This is a genomic window from Streptomyces sp. NPDC031049 (genome assembly GCF_055571015.1).
In genome coordinates, this window is record NZ_JBVIGC010000008.1 from 54,562 (window position 1) to 68,187 (window position 13,626).

The 13,626-nt window shown below is 70.7% G+C and carries 14 protein-coding genes; 6 read left to right on the forward strand and 8 right to left on the reverse strand.

The features are described 5' to 3' along the window. Positions 1-79: 79 nt before the first annotated feature. The gene (locus ACZ45Q_RS15595; protein ID WP_468260552.1) at positions 80-1,240 is read left to right on the forward strand and encodes a phosphotransferase family protein; all 1,161 of its coding nucleotides are present in this window, start codon (positions 80-82) and stop codon (positions 1,238-1,240) included. Then, entirely contained in the window at positions 1,230-2,084 is an 855-nt protein-coding gene (locus ACZ45Q_RS15600) for an HAD family hydrolase (protein WP_468260555.1), read from the forward strand. Before ACZ45Q_RS15595 ends, ACZ45Q_RS15600 begins: the two co-directional genes overlap by 11 nt. A gap of 95 nt (positions 2,085-2,179) precedes the next feature. Here ACZ45Q_RS15600 and ACZ45Q_RS15605 read toward each other — a convergent pair whose 3' ends face one another. Further along, a complete protein-coding gene (locus tag ACZ45Q_RS15605) occupies positions 2,180-3,385 on the reverse strand; it encodes an SGNH/GDSL hydrolase family protein (RefSeq protein WP_468260558.1) in 1,206 nt (401 codons plus the stop codon). A gap of 22 nt (positions 3,386-3,407) precedes the next feature. Further along, positions 3,408-3,986: a TetR/AcrR family transcriptional regulator gene (locus ACZ45Q_RS15610; protein WP_468260560.1), complete on the reverse strand. Its 579-nt coding sequence runs from the start codon at positions 3,984-3,986 to the stop codon at positions 3,408-3,410. Positions 3,987-4,074: 88 nt separating this feature from the next. On the opposite strand from ACZ45Q_RS15610, the gene ACZ45Q_RS15615 reads away from it, so the two are divergent. Next, entirely contained in the window at positions 4,075-4,488 is a 414-nt protein-coding gene (locus ACZ45Q_RS15615) for an FBP domain-containing protein (RefSeq protein WP_468260563.1), read from the forward strand. A 48-nt stretch (positions 4,489-4,536) separates the two neighbouring features. Here the strand turns inward: ACZ45Q_RS15615 and ACZ45Q_RS15620 are convergent, their stop codons facing one another. Continuing rightward, positions 4,537-5,397 carry a GNAT family N-acetyltransferase gene (locus ACZ45Q_RS15620; protein WP_468260565.1) on the reverse strand — a complete coding sequence of 287 codons (861 nt, stop codon included), beginning with the start codon at positions 5,395-5,397 and terminating at the stop codon, positions 4,537-4,539. A 209-nt stretch (positions 5,398-5,606) separates the two neighbouring features. On the opposite strand from ACZ45Q_RS15620, the gene ACZ45Q_RS15625 reads away from it, so the two are divergent. Next, entirely contained in the window at positions 5,607-6,563 is a 957-nt protein-coding gene (locus tag ACZ45Q_RS15625) for a GlxA family transcriptional regulator (RefSeq protein ID WP_468260568.1), read from the forward strand. Positions 6,564-6,853: 290 nt separating this feature from the next. Further along, positions 6,854-7,852 carry a type I glyceraldehyde-3-phosphate dehydrogenase gene (gene gap / locus ACZ45Q_RS15630; RefSeq protein ID WP_468260570.1) on the forward strand — a complete coding sequence of 333 codons (999 nt, stop codon included), beginning with the start codon at positions 6,854-6,856 and terminating at the stop codon, positions 7,850-7,852. Positions 7,853-8,270: 418 nt separating this feature from the next. Here gap and ACZ45Q_RS15635 read toward each other — a convergent pair whose 3' ends face one another. The 5 genes from ACZ45Q_RS15635 to ACZ45Q_RS15655 form a co-directional block, all read right to left on the reverse strand. Further along, a complete protein-coding gene (locus ACZ45Q_RS15635) occupies positions 8,271-9,155 on the reverse strand; it encodes an HNH endonuclease (protein WP_468260572.1) in 885 nt (294 codons plus the stop codon). Next, a complete protein-coding gene (locus tag ACZ45Q_RS15640; protein WP_468260574.1) occupies positions 9,155-10,687 on the reverse strand; it encodes an AAA family ATPase in 1,533 nt (510 codons plus the stop codon). Before ACZ45Q_RS15640 ends, ACZ45Q_RS15635 begins: the two co-directional genes overlap by 1 nt. A gap of 198 nt (positions 10,688-10,885) precedes the next feature. Further along, positions 10,886-11,329, reverse strand: coding sequence for a hypothetical protein (locus ACZ45Q_RS15645; RefSeq protein WP_468260576.1), 444 nt, complete (start codon positions 11,327-11,329; stop codon positions 10,886-10,888). Continuing rightward, positions 11,326-11,781: a DUF6228 family protein gene (locus ACZ45Q_RS15650; RefSeq protein ID WP_468260579.1), complete on the reverse strand. Its 456-nt coding sequence runs from the start codon at positions 11,779-11,781 to the stop codon at positions 11,326-11,328. Before ACZ45Q_RS15650 ends, ACZ45Q_RS15645 begins: the two co-directional genes overlap by 4 nt. A 33-nt stretch (positions 11,782-11,814) precedes the next feature. Next, on the reverse strand, positions 11,815-12,213 hold the full coding sequence (locus ACZ45Q_RS15655; protein ID WP_402555852.1) for a hypothetical protein: 399 nt from the start codon (positions 12,211-12,213) through the stop codon (positions 11,815-11,817). Between the two features lie 322 nt (positions 12,214-12,535). On the opposite strand from ACZ45Q_RS15655, the gene ACZ45Q_RS15660 reads away from it, so the two are divergent. Next, entirely contained in the window at positions 12,536-13,117 is a 582-nt protein-coding gene (locus ACZ45Q_RS15660) for a DUF4240 domain-containing protein (RefSeq protein ID WP_468260582.1), read from the forward strand. Positions 13,118-13,626 lie beyond the last annotated feature (509 nt).

Below are 13,626 nucleotides of genomic sequence, written 5' to 3' on the forward strand. Positions count from 1 at the left end.
GTGCACCGACAGTGAGCGGAGGCGTCCACATAGTGACACGCCGTGAACATGACCCGGTGGCGTACTACCCTGTGCGGCCATGTCGCACCCTCTGCCCCGCAGAGCGCACCAGTCCCTGGTCCGCGCCCTCGCGGAGGCGCGGCGCCGCAGCCCTGTCGGGGAGGTGGTCTCCGGCCATCACAACAGCAATCTCATCGCCCCGCTGGGTCTTCCGCTGGCGCTGCTGCTCGGTCTGCGCTCCGGCCGTGGACTGGTCAAGTTCCGCACGCCGCTGCCCACCGTCGAGGTGGTGCCGCGGATCTGGCCCCGGGAGTCGGAGGTGCTGCGCGTGGTGCGGGCGTACGTGCCGGAGGTGCCGCGGTGCCTGGCCGACTTCGGTGACTGGTCGCTGCACGGCTATCTGCCCGGCAGCGCGCTGTCCGAGCGGGCGCCGCGGGGTGCGGTCGGGGCCGGCCGGATCGCGGCGCTCGCGGACTTCTTCGCCCGGCTGGCCGACGTGCCGGTGACGGACCTGCCGGCGCTCCCGCCGGACTGGCCCGCCGACGGCGACACCCGGGGCTTCCTCGGCCGGCTCGCCCGGTTCGCCGAGGAGCGGGTGCACCGGCCCAACCGCGCCCGGTTCGGCGCCCTGTTCGACGCGGTCGGGGTCCCGCGCGACGCCATGGGCCGGTTCCTCGGCACCGTGGGGGAGCTGGGCCGCCGGCCGTTCGCCCTGCTGCACACGGACGTGCACCGGGCCAACGTGGTCGTCGCGCCCGGCCCCGACGGGGAGCGGCTGGCGGTCATCGACTGGGAACTGGCCCTGTACGGCGACCCGCTGCACGACCTGGCCACCCACCTGGTGCGGATGGACTACGACAAGGCCGAGCACGCGCTGATGGTGCGCTGCTGGACGGACGCGATGAGACGGGCCGGCCACGCGGACATGACCGCCGACATGGACCGCGATCTCCCCGTGTACCTCGGCTTCGAGTACGCCCAGTCCGTCTTCCCCGACGTGATGCGGGCGGCGCTCGCCCTGCCGGACCGGCCCGTCGACCGGGACGTCGCCGACGCCGCGGCGTGGGTGTGCCGGGCGATGCGGCGGGCCCGGGAGCCGTTGGCGATCGTGGACCGGCTGCCCGGTCCCGACGAGGTGGCGACGGCCCTGCTGGACTGGCACGCGGCCGACCGCGCCGGGGACGGGGACCGTGGGCGGGCGGGGGACGGACCGAGCGGTGAGGAGCACCATGGCGGTTGACACGGGCATCGACGGCGACGTCCGGGCGGCGTGGGAACTGCTGCACGGCGGCGACGGGGACGGTGACGGTGACCTGGGAGACGGCGGGGACGGGCCGGGGGCGCGGTGCGTCCTGTTCGACTTCGACGGGCCGGTGTGCCGGCTGTTCCCCGAGGACCGCTCGATGCCGGTGGCCGACGCGCTGCGCGCGCGCCTGGCCGAGGCCGGAGCGCTGGACGTCCTCACCCCGGGGGAGCGGGCGGACAAGGACCCGCACGTGGTGCTGCGGGCCGTGCACCGGGCCGGCCGCCACCGGAACCTCGGGGACCTGGTGCCGGTGTTCGAACGGCTGGTGACCCGGGGGGAGATCGACGCCGTGGCGCGGGCCTGGCCCACTCCGCGGGCGGACGACCTGGTCCGGTGGCTGGCGCGGGGCGGAAGGCGGCTGGCGGTCGTGACCAACAACTCGCCGCGCGCCGCCGACCGTTACCTGCGCGAGCGGAACCTGCGGGACTGCTTCGAGGCGGTGCACGGCCGGCCGGCCGACCCCGACCTGATGAAGCCGCACCCCGACGTCGTCCACCGCGCCCTGCACGCGCTCCGGCTCCCCGCGGAGAGCGCCGTCCTGATCGGGGACACGCCCACGGACGCCGAGGCCGCCGCGCGGGCGGGCGTGCGGTTCATCGGTTACGGCCGCAACCCGGAGAAGCGCGCCCGGCTGCGCGCCGCCGGAGCGCGGGTGGTGCTCGGCGCGTACGCACCACTGCTGGAGCTGGCCCGGCGGCGAGAACTGGCCCGGGGTCGGGAGCGTGGCCCGTCCGGCGCCGCCCCGGGACCGGACGGACCCCGGCGGCCCTCGGCGTAGCCGCCCGGCCACGTCCGCCCCACCGCCCCGCAGCCCCTCTGCCCCGCCGGCCCACCGCCCCCGCCACCATGGCGGGAGCCGCCGGCCGGGTGCGCTCACTCCTGTGGGGCACCGCCGCCGAACGGGCCGTCGGGGGCGAACGGGCCGTCGGGGCCGAACGCCAGGCCGGCGAAGCGGTCGCCGATGCGCAGGTGGGTGGCGGCGTCCGGGTGGAGGTCGTCGGGGAGCGGCAGTTCGGCGTGGTCGGCCTCGCCGTAGAGCGCGCGGCCGTCGAGGTGGTACAGGTGCGGGTCGTCGGCGGCGCGTAGCCGCACGATCCGGGCCAGCTCCTCGCGGACGACGCTGAGAGTGAGCTTCCCGGCGGCGCGCTCGGCCGAGTCGCCGGTGGCCCGGAAGCGGAGCCGGCCGGCGGCGAGCGCGGCGAGGTCGAAGGCGGCGGGGCCCGGGGTGTCCTCGTGGATGGGGCAGTACAGCGGCGAGACGACCAGCAGCGGCGCGGTGGGGTGGCCCTCGCGGATGGTGTCGAGGAAGCCGTGCACGGCCGGCCCGAAGGCGCGCAGCCGCATCAGGTCGGCGTTGACCAGATTGATGCCGATCTTGACGCTGAGCAGGTCGGCGGGCGTGTCCCGCATCGCCCGGGCGGTGAACGGGTCGAGCAGCGCGCTGCCGCCCAGGCCGAGGTTGATCAGCTCCACGCCGGCGAGCGCGGCGGCGCGGGCCGGCCAGGTGCCGGTGGGGGTCGCGGCGTCCGAGCCGTGGCTGATGGAGCTGCCGTGGTGCAGCCAGACCCGCCGGCCCCGGTCGGGTACGGCGGTCACGGGCGCGTCGGTGCGCAGGGCGACCAGCTCGGTGGTCTCGTTGTGCGGCAGCCAGATCTCGACGTCCTTGTCGCGGTCCGGGAGACCGGTGAAGCGGAGGGTGCCGGGCGGGCCGGGCAGGTGCTCGGCGGTGCCGGCGCCCACGTCGACGACGAGGGTGTTGCCGCCCGCGACCGTGGCCCGGCCGTGCGGGCGGCCGTCGACCAGGAGGTCGTACACCCCGTCGGGGCGGGGCGGGACGCCGGTGTAGCGGCGCTTGGTGGGCAGGGTGTCCAGCTCGACGACGGTGGCCCGGGTGCGCAGGGCCAGCCGTACGCCGGAGGGCTGGGCCTCGGCCTGGGCGAGCTGGGGGTCGGCGCACTGGGCGCGGGCGCGGGCGGGCAGCCGGTGCGGCAGCAGGCCGTGCTCGGTGCGCTCCAGTTCGAGGGCGCCGCGGACCAGGTCGGCGGTGAGCGGCGTGGTGGTGAGGTGCTCGGTGGGCATGGGGGTGGCCTTGTCGGTTCGGTCAGCGGGTGGGGGCCGTGGGCCAGTTGCGCAGCAGGGCGTCGAGGGCGTCCAGGATCCGCTCCCAGGTCTCCTGGGTGTCGGGGGCGCTGTGGCTGAACCCGCCGCCCATCTCCAGGCTCACGTAGCCGTGGAAGGTGCTGCCCAGGAGCCGTACGGCGTGGGTCTGGTCCGGCTCCGTCAGGTCGTAGCCGCGCAGCAGCGCCCGCGTCATCTGCGCGTGCCGGACGCCGGCGCTGCGGGCGGCGGTCTCGGGGTCGAGGCGCAGCTGGGCGGCGGCGTACCGGCCCGGGTGCTCGCGGGCGTAGTCGCGGTAGACGTCGGCCAGGGCGGTCAGGGCGTCCTTGCCGGACCGGCCGGCGAGGGCGTCGGCGGCCCGGTCGGCGAGTTCCTCCAGGGCGAGCAGGGCGATGCGGGTCTTGAGGTCCTGGGAGTTCTTCAGGTGGGAGTACAGGCTCGCGACCTTGACGTCGAAGCGGCGGGCGAGCGCGGAGACGGTCACCTGGTCGAAGCCGACCTCGTCGGCCAGCTCGGCGCCCGCCCTGGTCAGGCGTTCGGCGTTCAGTCCTGCGCGTGCCATGCGGTGCCCTCCGTCGTGCTGCCCGACTGCGCTGTCCACCATTGATTATGCATTTGCCTAAAGCTTATAGGCAAATTACGGTGCTCTTATGGAACCGTTGACCGAGCGCGAGATCCGTGCCGCCTTCGTGAACCGCACCAAGGGCGAGGCGAAGCGCCTGTACGTCCCCCGTGACCTGGCCGACCGGCCCTGGGGCGACCTGGACTACCTCGGCTGGCGCGACCCCGGGGCCCCGGACCGCGCCTACCTCGTCACCGAGCTGGGCGGCCGCCCGGCCGCCGTCGCGCTGCGCTGCCCGAGCGCCGCCCCGGGGCTGTCGCGGCGCAGCATGTGCTCGGTGTGCGTGTACCTCTGTAGCGACCTGGCCTGTTCGCTGTACGTGCGCGGGCTGAAGGACGCCGGGGTCGGCTCGCGGCTGCACGAGTCGCTCACCCTGGAGGAGAAGGCGGCCCGCACGAGGGCCAACCTGGCGGGCTTCGTGGCGAAAGTGACGGCCCGCTAGGCAGCGGACGCCGTCCGGGAGCCGGACCCCGGACGGCGTCCGCCGCGGTCAGGCGAAGTCGTACGCCGCCCAGTCGGCCAGCGGGCGGTACCCGAGCCGCTGGTACAGGGCGTTGCTGGTGGGGTTGGACCGGTCGGCGAACAGCACGACGTCCCGTGCGCCCGCGGCCAGCGCGGCCCGGCTCACCTGCGCCGTCACGGCGCCCGCGTAGCCGCGACCGCGCAGGTGGGCCGGGGTGTAGACGATGTCGACCTGGATCTGTCCGCCGATCAGCGGGTTCATGCCCGCGATGGAGACGGGGGTGCCGTCCGGGGTCTCCCACAGGGTGTAGCGCTTGTCGGCGAAGCGGGTGCCGGCCCAGGAGGCGGCGTCGATGGAGACGGTCTCGCCGACGGCCGCGGCGAACTCGCCGCACCAGAACATCACGTCGTCGAGGTCCTCCTCGCCCAGGACGCGGCCCCGGCCGGCCGGCATCGGCTCCGGCGGCGTGAGCGTGCCGAGGCGGTACAGCCGCAGCCGTGTGCCGCGGAGCGTCGCCGCCGCCCCGGTGTGCCGCTGCCAGGCCTTTGCGAACGCGGTGGCCGTGCCGTGGTCCGCGCTGACGGTGGGGACGGAGTGCCCCCCGGCGGCCAGCCGGGCGGCGAGGGCGTCCGTCTGCCCGGCGGTGAGCGGGGACAGGCCCAGCGCGCGGGCCGGGAGGCGGTAGAAGGTGCCCCGCACCTCGCCCGCCCGCTCCAGCACACCGAACAGGGGGACCCCGCCGCCGAACGCGCCCGCCCCGCGGGTCCGCAGCCGCTCGGCCCACGTCAGCTGCATGACGTGCGGGCCGGGCCGCGAGCGCAGGAACCCGCCGGCCCGGGCCAGGAACTCGTCGACGTCTTCGGTGAGGTGCCAGTCGTCCGCGCGCATGCCTCATGGTCCCCCACGCCGGGGGAGCGCCTCAGGGTTTCGCACAGGGCGGCCCGCAAGGCCGCTCAACGGGCGGCGCCGTCGTCGAGGACGGCTTCCGGAGCCGCGCCCGGCACTCGGCGACGAAGGCGGGGTACGTGTCCCGGTAGTACGAGATCCCGCTGGCCCGCGAGCCAACGGCTTTCGCCGCCCCCGCGTAACCTCTTCCCGTGTCAGCCTCCCGCCTGCATCGCGTCGCCGTCCTGGTGCTGGAGGGCGCCAAACCGCTCGACGTCGGCATTCCCGCGCAGGTCTTCACCACCCGCGCGAGCATGCCGTACGAGGTGCGGGTGTGCGGGGCGGCACCGGGCCTCGTGACCGGCGGCGACGGTCTCGCGTACCACGTCGCCCACGGCCTCGGCGCGCTCGCGTGGGCCGACATCGTCTTCGTGCCCGGCTACCGCTTCCCGGACCGCGACGACCCGCCGCGGTCCGTCGTGGACGCGCTGATCGCCGCCCACGACCGGGGCGCGCGGCTCGCCGCCATCTCGACGGGCGCCTTCGCGCTCGCCGCGACGGGCCTGCTCGACGGCCGGCGCGCCACGACGCACTGGCACTACACGCGGGCACTCGCGGCCAGGCATCCGCACGTCCGGGTCGACGAGAACGTGCTGTTCGTCGACGAGGGCAGCGTGCTCACCTCGGCCGGTGCCGCCTCCGGCATCGACCTGTGCCTGCACATCCTGCGCGGTGACCTCGGGGTGGCCGCGTCCAACCACGCGGCCCGACGCCTGGTCGCGGCCCCCTACCGCAGCGGCGGCCAGGCCCAGTACGTGCCGCGCAGCGTCCCCGAGCCGCTCGGGGAGCGGTTCGCCGCCACCCGCGAGTGGGCGCTGCACCGGCTCGGCGAGCCCCTCACCCTCGACGTACTGGCGCGGCGGGCGGGGGTCTCGCCGCGCACGTTCTCCCGGCGCTTCGTCGAGGAGACCGGCTACACGCCGATGCAGTGGGTGATGCGCGCCCGCGTCGACCTGGCCCGCGAACTGCTGGAGCGCTCGGAGCGCAGCGTCGAGCAGATCGCCGCCGACGCCGGGCTCGGCACCGGAGCCAACCTGCGCCTGCACTTCCAGCGCATCCTCGGCACCACGCCGAGCGAGTACCGGCGCACCTTCACCAGCGGCGAGTGACCGTTCACCAGGGGCGAGTGACCCGCCCGTTACGCGGGGGCGGCCCGCCTGTTCCGCGGGGGCGGCCCGCCTGTTCCGCGGGGGCCGCCCGCCTGTTCCGCCGTGCCGCCTGCCCGTGCCGCCCGTCCCGCCGGGGCCGCCCGTCCGGTCCGCCTGACCCGCCCGCCCGTTCTGCCGGAGCCGCCCGCCCGGCAGCGCCTGGCACGATCCTTTCGGACCCTGGCGATCCCGCCACTGTCCGCGGCACCCGCCGCGGGCGAGCCTGGTGGCGAAGGGAAGGGACCTCACTCATGACTCGCATCGCCATCAACGGGTTCGGCCGCATCGGACGCAACGTGCTGCGCGCCCTGCTGGAGCGCGACAGCGCCCTCGAGATCGTCGCCGTCAACGACCTGACCGAGCCCGCCACGCTCGCCCGGCTGCTCGCCTACGACAGCACGGCCGGCCGGCTCGGGCGCCCGGTGACCGCCGACGGGGACGCCCTGGTCGTCGACGGCCGCCGGATCACGGTCCTGGCCGAGCGGGAACCGGGCCGGCTGCCGTGGGGCGACCTCGGCGTCGACATCGTCCTGGAGGCCACCGGCCGCTTCACCTCCGCCGGGGCCGCCCGCGCCCACCTCGACGCGGGCGCGAAGAGGGTGCTCGTCAGCGCGCCCTCCGACGGCGCCGACGTCACGCTCGCGTTCGGCGTCAACACCGACGCCTACGACCCGGCCGTGCACACGGTCGTCTCGAACGCCTCCTGCACCACCAACGCGCTGGCCCCCCTGGCCAAGGTGCTGGACGAACTCGCCGGCATCGAGCACGGGTTCATGACGACGGTGCACGCCTACACGCAGGAGCAGAACCTCCAGGACGGCCCGCACCGCGACGCCCGCCGCGCCCGCGCCGCCGCCGTGAACATCGTGCCGACCACGACCGGTGCCGCCAAGGCCATCGGCCTGGTGCTGCCGAACCTCGACGGCAAGCTGTCGGGCGACTCCATCCGCGTCCCCGTGCCGGTGGGCTCGATCGTCGAACTCAACACGACCGTCGCCCGCGACGTGACGCGCGACGAGGTGCTGGCGGCGTACCGCGCCGCGGCCCGGGGGCCGCTCGCCGGCATCCTCGAGTACTCCGACGACCCGCTCGTGTCCTCCGACATCACGGGCAACCCCGCCTCGTCGGTCTTCGACTCGGCCCTCACCCGCGTCGACGGCCGCCACATCAAGGTCGTCGCCTGGTACGACAACGAGTGGGGTTTCTCGAACCGGGTGATCGACACCCTGGAACTCCTCGCCTCCCGCTGAGCACGCGCGGAGGCGGAGCTCCTGTCCCGTCTCAGTAGAAGTGGGCCATCGCGAGGCGGTGACCTGGGGTGGCTCAGGTTGAGTGAAACGTCGATGGATGGCCTGTCTCACTCAACCTGAGCAGCTGTCCGTTGACATCGAACCCAGTCGTCCTGCCGTCGAGCTGATTCGTGCAGCCTGTGGTGCGCCCAAAATCACGACACGGGAGAGGACCGACGACAAGCCCGCCGACCTCTGCACGTAGCCGGGGTCCGTAAAAGGGGGTCCGGTCGGCGAACCCGATGACCACGCCATCAGTCGGTCCCGCGGCGGACTGACTGCGGCGTCACGTCCAGCCCCAGCGAGCTGTTGCACCCTCTTCTCCGAAGTCGTGGCGTGTCCTCAGATCGGCCTTCTCGGAGAATGGCTGTCGGGCCGATTAGCCGAGGTTTGTCTCCGGGCTTGAGCCGCGCCAGCCGCCGTTGACATACCACTTGTCGGCCGCCAGGGCCTTGAACAGGGCATAGCCCATCGTGTTGGGGTTACCCCGGTAGCGCCAGCCCTCGGCCTTGTGCTCAAGCCAGGGGGCGACGGAGTTAGTGGGCATCATCGTTAGGTCGTGGTTGGTGGATGCGATGTGGCTACTCACCAGAAGGCTGTACCGGTAGTCCAGGTTGAACACCTTCAGGTGTTTCTGGAGGCGTTCTGTGAGTGTGTCGCTCCAATCAGGGTGGGGGGAAACGAAGAACTTCATCGAGGGCTGCTCATTGCCGCGTGGCCTCCTGAGACGAGCTCGAAGCCAGGGGTGGTGGGAGAAGTCGTCGAAGTAGGGGTGCAGGGTCTGGTCACCCGCATTGATGGGGACTGTCGCGCGCTTGCCGGTGTTGCAGTCGCGGCAAGCCGGGATGAGGTTAACCGGTACCACGCTGAGCAGCGGGTACGTGTTCTTGGGTAGGTGGTGATCGAGTGTGGTTACCAGGCCCTCCCCACACAGTGGACACCGGTTGTCCCGTCGACGGCCTTCTTGGTCGGTCGTACCTTTGAGCGCCTCGTAAATGCGGCGGCCCGGAGCGCGGTCCTTGGCCAACCGGTCGGTGTAGACCCCCTCCAGTGCCTTGCGGTCGCGACGGGTGCCAGGCGTGGCGGCGAGGCCGGTGAGGGTGTGAAGAGCCTGGCCCTGAGCGGCTGCCTCGTACGCGCTTGCTGCATCGGCCACCGCGTCGGTGAACGATTCCAGCCGTTTTCGGTTATTTGGGCGGGCGTTGGCGATGCAGGTGGTGTAGACGTCGCGTGCGTTGAAAGTCGGAGGGTCTATGTGCTGCATCAGCCGTGTCCCTCCACGTCGTCGCGCTGGCCGAGCAAGGCGCTGAGCACCAATTGCGCCTCGCTGCCCAGCCGTCCGCTGAAGTGTTCCAGGACAGCGTCGTAGGAGTAGCCGACGTCGACCAGACGCCGTAGTTCGTGCAGAAAGCCGGCCTCGGTGAGTTCCAGACCGAAGACCTCGTGAGTCAGCACGCCGACGTTCTCGCCGTACGTCTCGATGCGGGGCTGCGCGGCTCCGAGCTGCCCGCCGTAGCGCCAGAGCTTCCAGACGCAGTGGGCAGGAATCTCTTGGAGTACAACCGGAGAGTGTGTGGCGACGATGGCCAGCCCGTTGCGCTCGGCGAGGAGATCAGACAGCGCACGCATGAACGCGGACAGCAGGGGCGGATGGAGGTGGGTTTCCGGCTCATCGATGATGACGAGGGTCCGCTCACTCACGTGCTCGATGAGCCGGGACATGGTGAGCAGAACGAGTCGGTGGCCGGCGCTGAGGTGGCGGAAGAGCTGCCGGGCTTTATTCTCGCGGCTGTTCAGGCTGGCGGTGTTCTCGAAGTTCTCCAGCCATCCCTCCTCCAGGAGTCCGCTCCCGGGATAGTCGAGGGTGCGCAATGCCTTGATCCATTGTGGGCTGCGCTCGCGCGTCAGACATGCCTTCATTGCCTGCGCAAAGTCTTTCCTGAGCCCGCCAGGGGTCTTGAACCTGGGGGATCGTGAACCCTGAACACGCAGGCCCACATAGGAAGCGATGAACATCTCGTCGCCCTCGACGAGCGGGAAATCGTCAAAGGCGCTGAAAGAGACGGCCACCAAGTTGTTGAAGGAGCGGCCCTCGCGGCCATACTCGGTGATCCGCCCGAGCTCCAGTGTCTGTGGCTCGACAGCAGCGACGGCGCGGGCCAAGTGGGAAAGTACATATGACTTCCCCACGCCGTTCCGTCCGGTCAGGGCGTGCACATTGCTGGCCGGCCGAGAGCCTGGTTCGACCTTGAATTCGAACCTTACAGGAGCCATTGCCGGTGGCAGTGGCGGCTCGTAGGCGATATCGAAACTTACCCGGCGCGCTCCACCGCGTGCGATGCGTCGCAGCTGGCCGCGCACGGTCGACATTTTGACGAAGCGCAGTAGCGAAGTACGGGTCACATTCTGGTTCCGCGCGAGGCGGAATGAGTCCTCGTCGTAGGCGATGTCCCGGAGCGCGGTGAGTACTTCCTCCCGGACGGCGCCGGGTATCTCGCTCAGCGTGTAGTAATAGCTTTCATCCTGGCCCACCGAGAAATAGCGCGAGCTGTCCAGGCGGCTGAAGCGCTCCGGGAGTAGGTAGTTGCCGAAATCCTCGCCGTCCGTCGCCACATGGCCGATCTTCACGGTGCCGACTTCGACCCAGCCCTCCCTCGTAAGAACACGCAACGTGAACATGGTGCGGTACCCGTCGTCGTCCCAGGTGTCGTGGACGAGGAGCGCATCGAAAAGATCCTCCGCCATGGCGCCACCTTCGGCCAAGCGATGGTTGTCGTAAATCACGCCGAATCGCACGGTTTTCCTGGCCCTTCCCCGCTTACTGTGCTCCGTCCTGATGTGCGATCTTAGGCGGCGGCGCGCACGGGTGTGCGGGGGCGGACGTCGCGAACTCAGCGGCCCGGCTGGAGTGCGCCGTTGGAGTCTGGAGTAGGGCCGCCGTTGCTTTGCTACGGGCTGGCGCGGCTATGTGTTTTCGCTGCGGTGGTGGGCGTGTCAGAGACGTCTGAGGGCTTCGAGCTCGGTTCGTGGGAAGTGTTCGCCCCACTTGCCTCGATAGCCGCTCTCGCCATAAGTCTGCGCGACCTCGTCGAAGCAGCGGATCACGGTGCGGGCGAGCTGGTCGATGCCGAGCTGGCTGGACCAGGTCTCGGTTCCCCTGTTGTCGTGATCGCTGCCGTCGCGCAGTTCCAGCACGCGGATCCAGGTGTCCTCGCCTTCGCGGTAGAAGATCCACCGGTAGGCAGTCGGCTCGGCCTCGAACTGGGCACGGGTCTCTGTCTCGCCGGCGACGAGCCGGGCCACCGCGGTCAGGAGCTCCTCGGGCGCACTCGTGATGTAGGACGCGGTGAGTTCGACTTTCGCCTGGCGACCTTCAAGGGTGCAGTCGGCCCAGCCGGATCCCGCAAGCGTCCAGGTGATGCGCATGTCGGATGTCACTGGTGCTCCTCGGCGAGGAAGGCCCGGACATCGGTGGCGAGGGAAGCCATCTGCTCGCCGGCCTCCAGCCAGGTGGTCACCGAGGCACCCCAGCCGCCTGCGGCCTGCGTCCACGGCCGCAAGGCCCAGGTCAGCCCGACGTAGCCGCCGGACCGGAAGGCCGCCGACGCCGTCAGGTCGCGGTCGTTGGTATGCCAGCTCCTTTCGCCGTCCCATCCCTGGTAGTCGGTGGCGAGCTCTTCCAGAAACGCGGTGAGGTCGCTGTCCCAGATCCAGGCGACGACCTCGTCGACGCGAGCGGTCAACCCGGGAGCGCGCAGTTCGACGGCATAGTGCACGGAGTCTGCGTCGAAGCTGAACCGGTCGCAGAACGTCACGCTGACGGACGCGTTGTTCTGGCAGCGGATGGTCACACTGGGCTTGTCGTCGGTGTCGTCGTCCGGGGAGGTCATGGGCGGAACGCTAGGCCAGCGTCGCGTTCGACGTCATCGGGATTCTCCCCTTTCAGGGCTATGCCTCTCAGGGAATCGTGTGCCTCGGGCTGCTTCGCACTCGGCGGCGAACTCGTCGAGGAGCTCGAATAGGACCTTGATCGCGTGCTGCTCGTCCTCAGGCGGAAGGTTCCAGATGTCGTCCCAGCCGTTCGGGAGGGCGATGTGAAGGACCTGGCCGGGCCAGGCGTGGTTGCAGTCGCGTCCGCGACGGGCGATGAGCCAGTCGTGCCAGCCGGTGAGCCCGTGCCCATCGTGCCGGAGAGCGTGCTGGTCGTAACCGGTCAGGAACGCGGTCAGCATGTGGAAGGAGGTTCTGCCGACGAACATGCCGGGACGTCGGCCGACGCTGGCGAAGTACTCGCGCTCGGTCATTTCCGAGAGGGATTTCATGAGCCGCCCCCTCGTGGTCTCCGGAGCCATCGTCCAGGGCTGGACCAAGCCTGCGGCGGGCCGCTTCCAGGCGTTTGGCGTAGTCCGCTGAAAAGATTCCTGGTAGCGACTTATCGAGCGTTCCGGCGATGCGGTGAAGGGGTGCCCAGACCGCGGCATCGTCGACGAGACGGACGAGGTCCGTCATCTGCACTCGCTCCAGCCAGTCCGACAGGACCAGCGCCTCGTCCGGGGTGAGTTTGATGATGATCTCCGGGTTTTCCACCGCTCGAACATAGTCCGTGGACTGTGCGTTGTCAGAGGTGCCTGGCACAGTGCCGCCGTGGATATCGATTCCTTCTGGGAGCTCATCGAGGAGTGCCGACGGCAGGCACAGGGGCCGGACGAACGGCTCGCGTGGCTGCGTGGCGCACTGTCGCAGAGGTCGCTGGCAGAGGTCGTGCAGTTCCAGGTGCGCTTGGACGAGGTGACACACGAAGCGTTCACGTGGGATCTGTGGGCAGCTGCGGACCAGATCTTCGGCGGCTGGTGTTCAGATGACGGATTCTGTTACTTCGGCCTCTGGATGGTGGGACTCGGCCGGGAAGCCTTCACTCAGGCGGTGGCTGATCCCGATGTCCTGGCGGCCACTCCGGAGGTCCAGGCCCTGGTGGGTCGTCCGCGGGAGGTATGGAACGACGACTGGCCCGGGTGGGAGTCGCTCGACTACGTCGCCATGGAGGCGTACGGGATCCTGGCTGGTGTGGACGACGAGTGCGGCGAAGCCTTCTACGAAGCCGTTGACGCCGAGCAGGGTGATGGAGATGACAACTCCGGACCGCTCGGTGAGCAGTGGGACGTTCGGTGCGAGGATGAGGCAGCACGCAAGCTGCCGAGACTGCGCGCGATGTTTCCCCTGCGATAGTGACCCGGTGGCGCGAGCGAGGCGCAGACCGCCGCATCAAGTTCCAGAGCCCGGATGACTGGGGCCGTAAGGGCTTCCAACTGTTCAGCGTCCGCAAGACGGGGTGCGGCGCAGGAGTCTGCGCATGATGAGCGGAGGCCACCACTCTGGGGTGCTTGGTGCCGCCGATGCGACCCGTAACAGTTGACGTTCCTGTTCGTCCGTCCGTTCGTTGATTCTCTCCGCGACAAGCGTGGCTTCGCTCCTGAACCACGGGATGGCGGTCGTTCTCAGCTGTCGTTCTGGGGGCAACCGACGTTCGAACTCTTGGTGGAAGAGCTGAACATCGCGGGAATTGCCGAGAGCTCGGTGACGCCAGACCGGTGATGTGTAGAGCCTCAGGACTTCGACGAGATCTGGCAGGAGAGCGGCTTCGCGCTTTGCGTAACTTCGATGAGCGATGGGCTCGTCGGGAGCGATGAGGTCGAGAAGGCGTTCTGTCCTGTTGACGGCATATCCGTGTTTGGCTA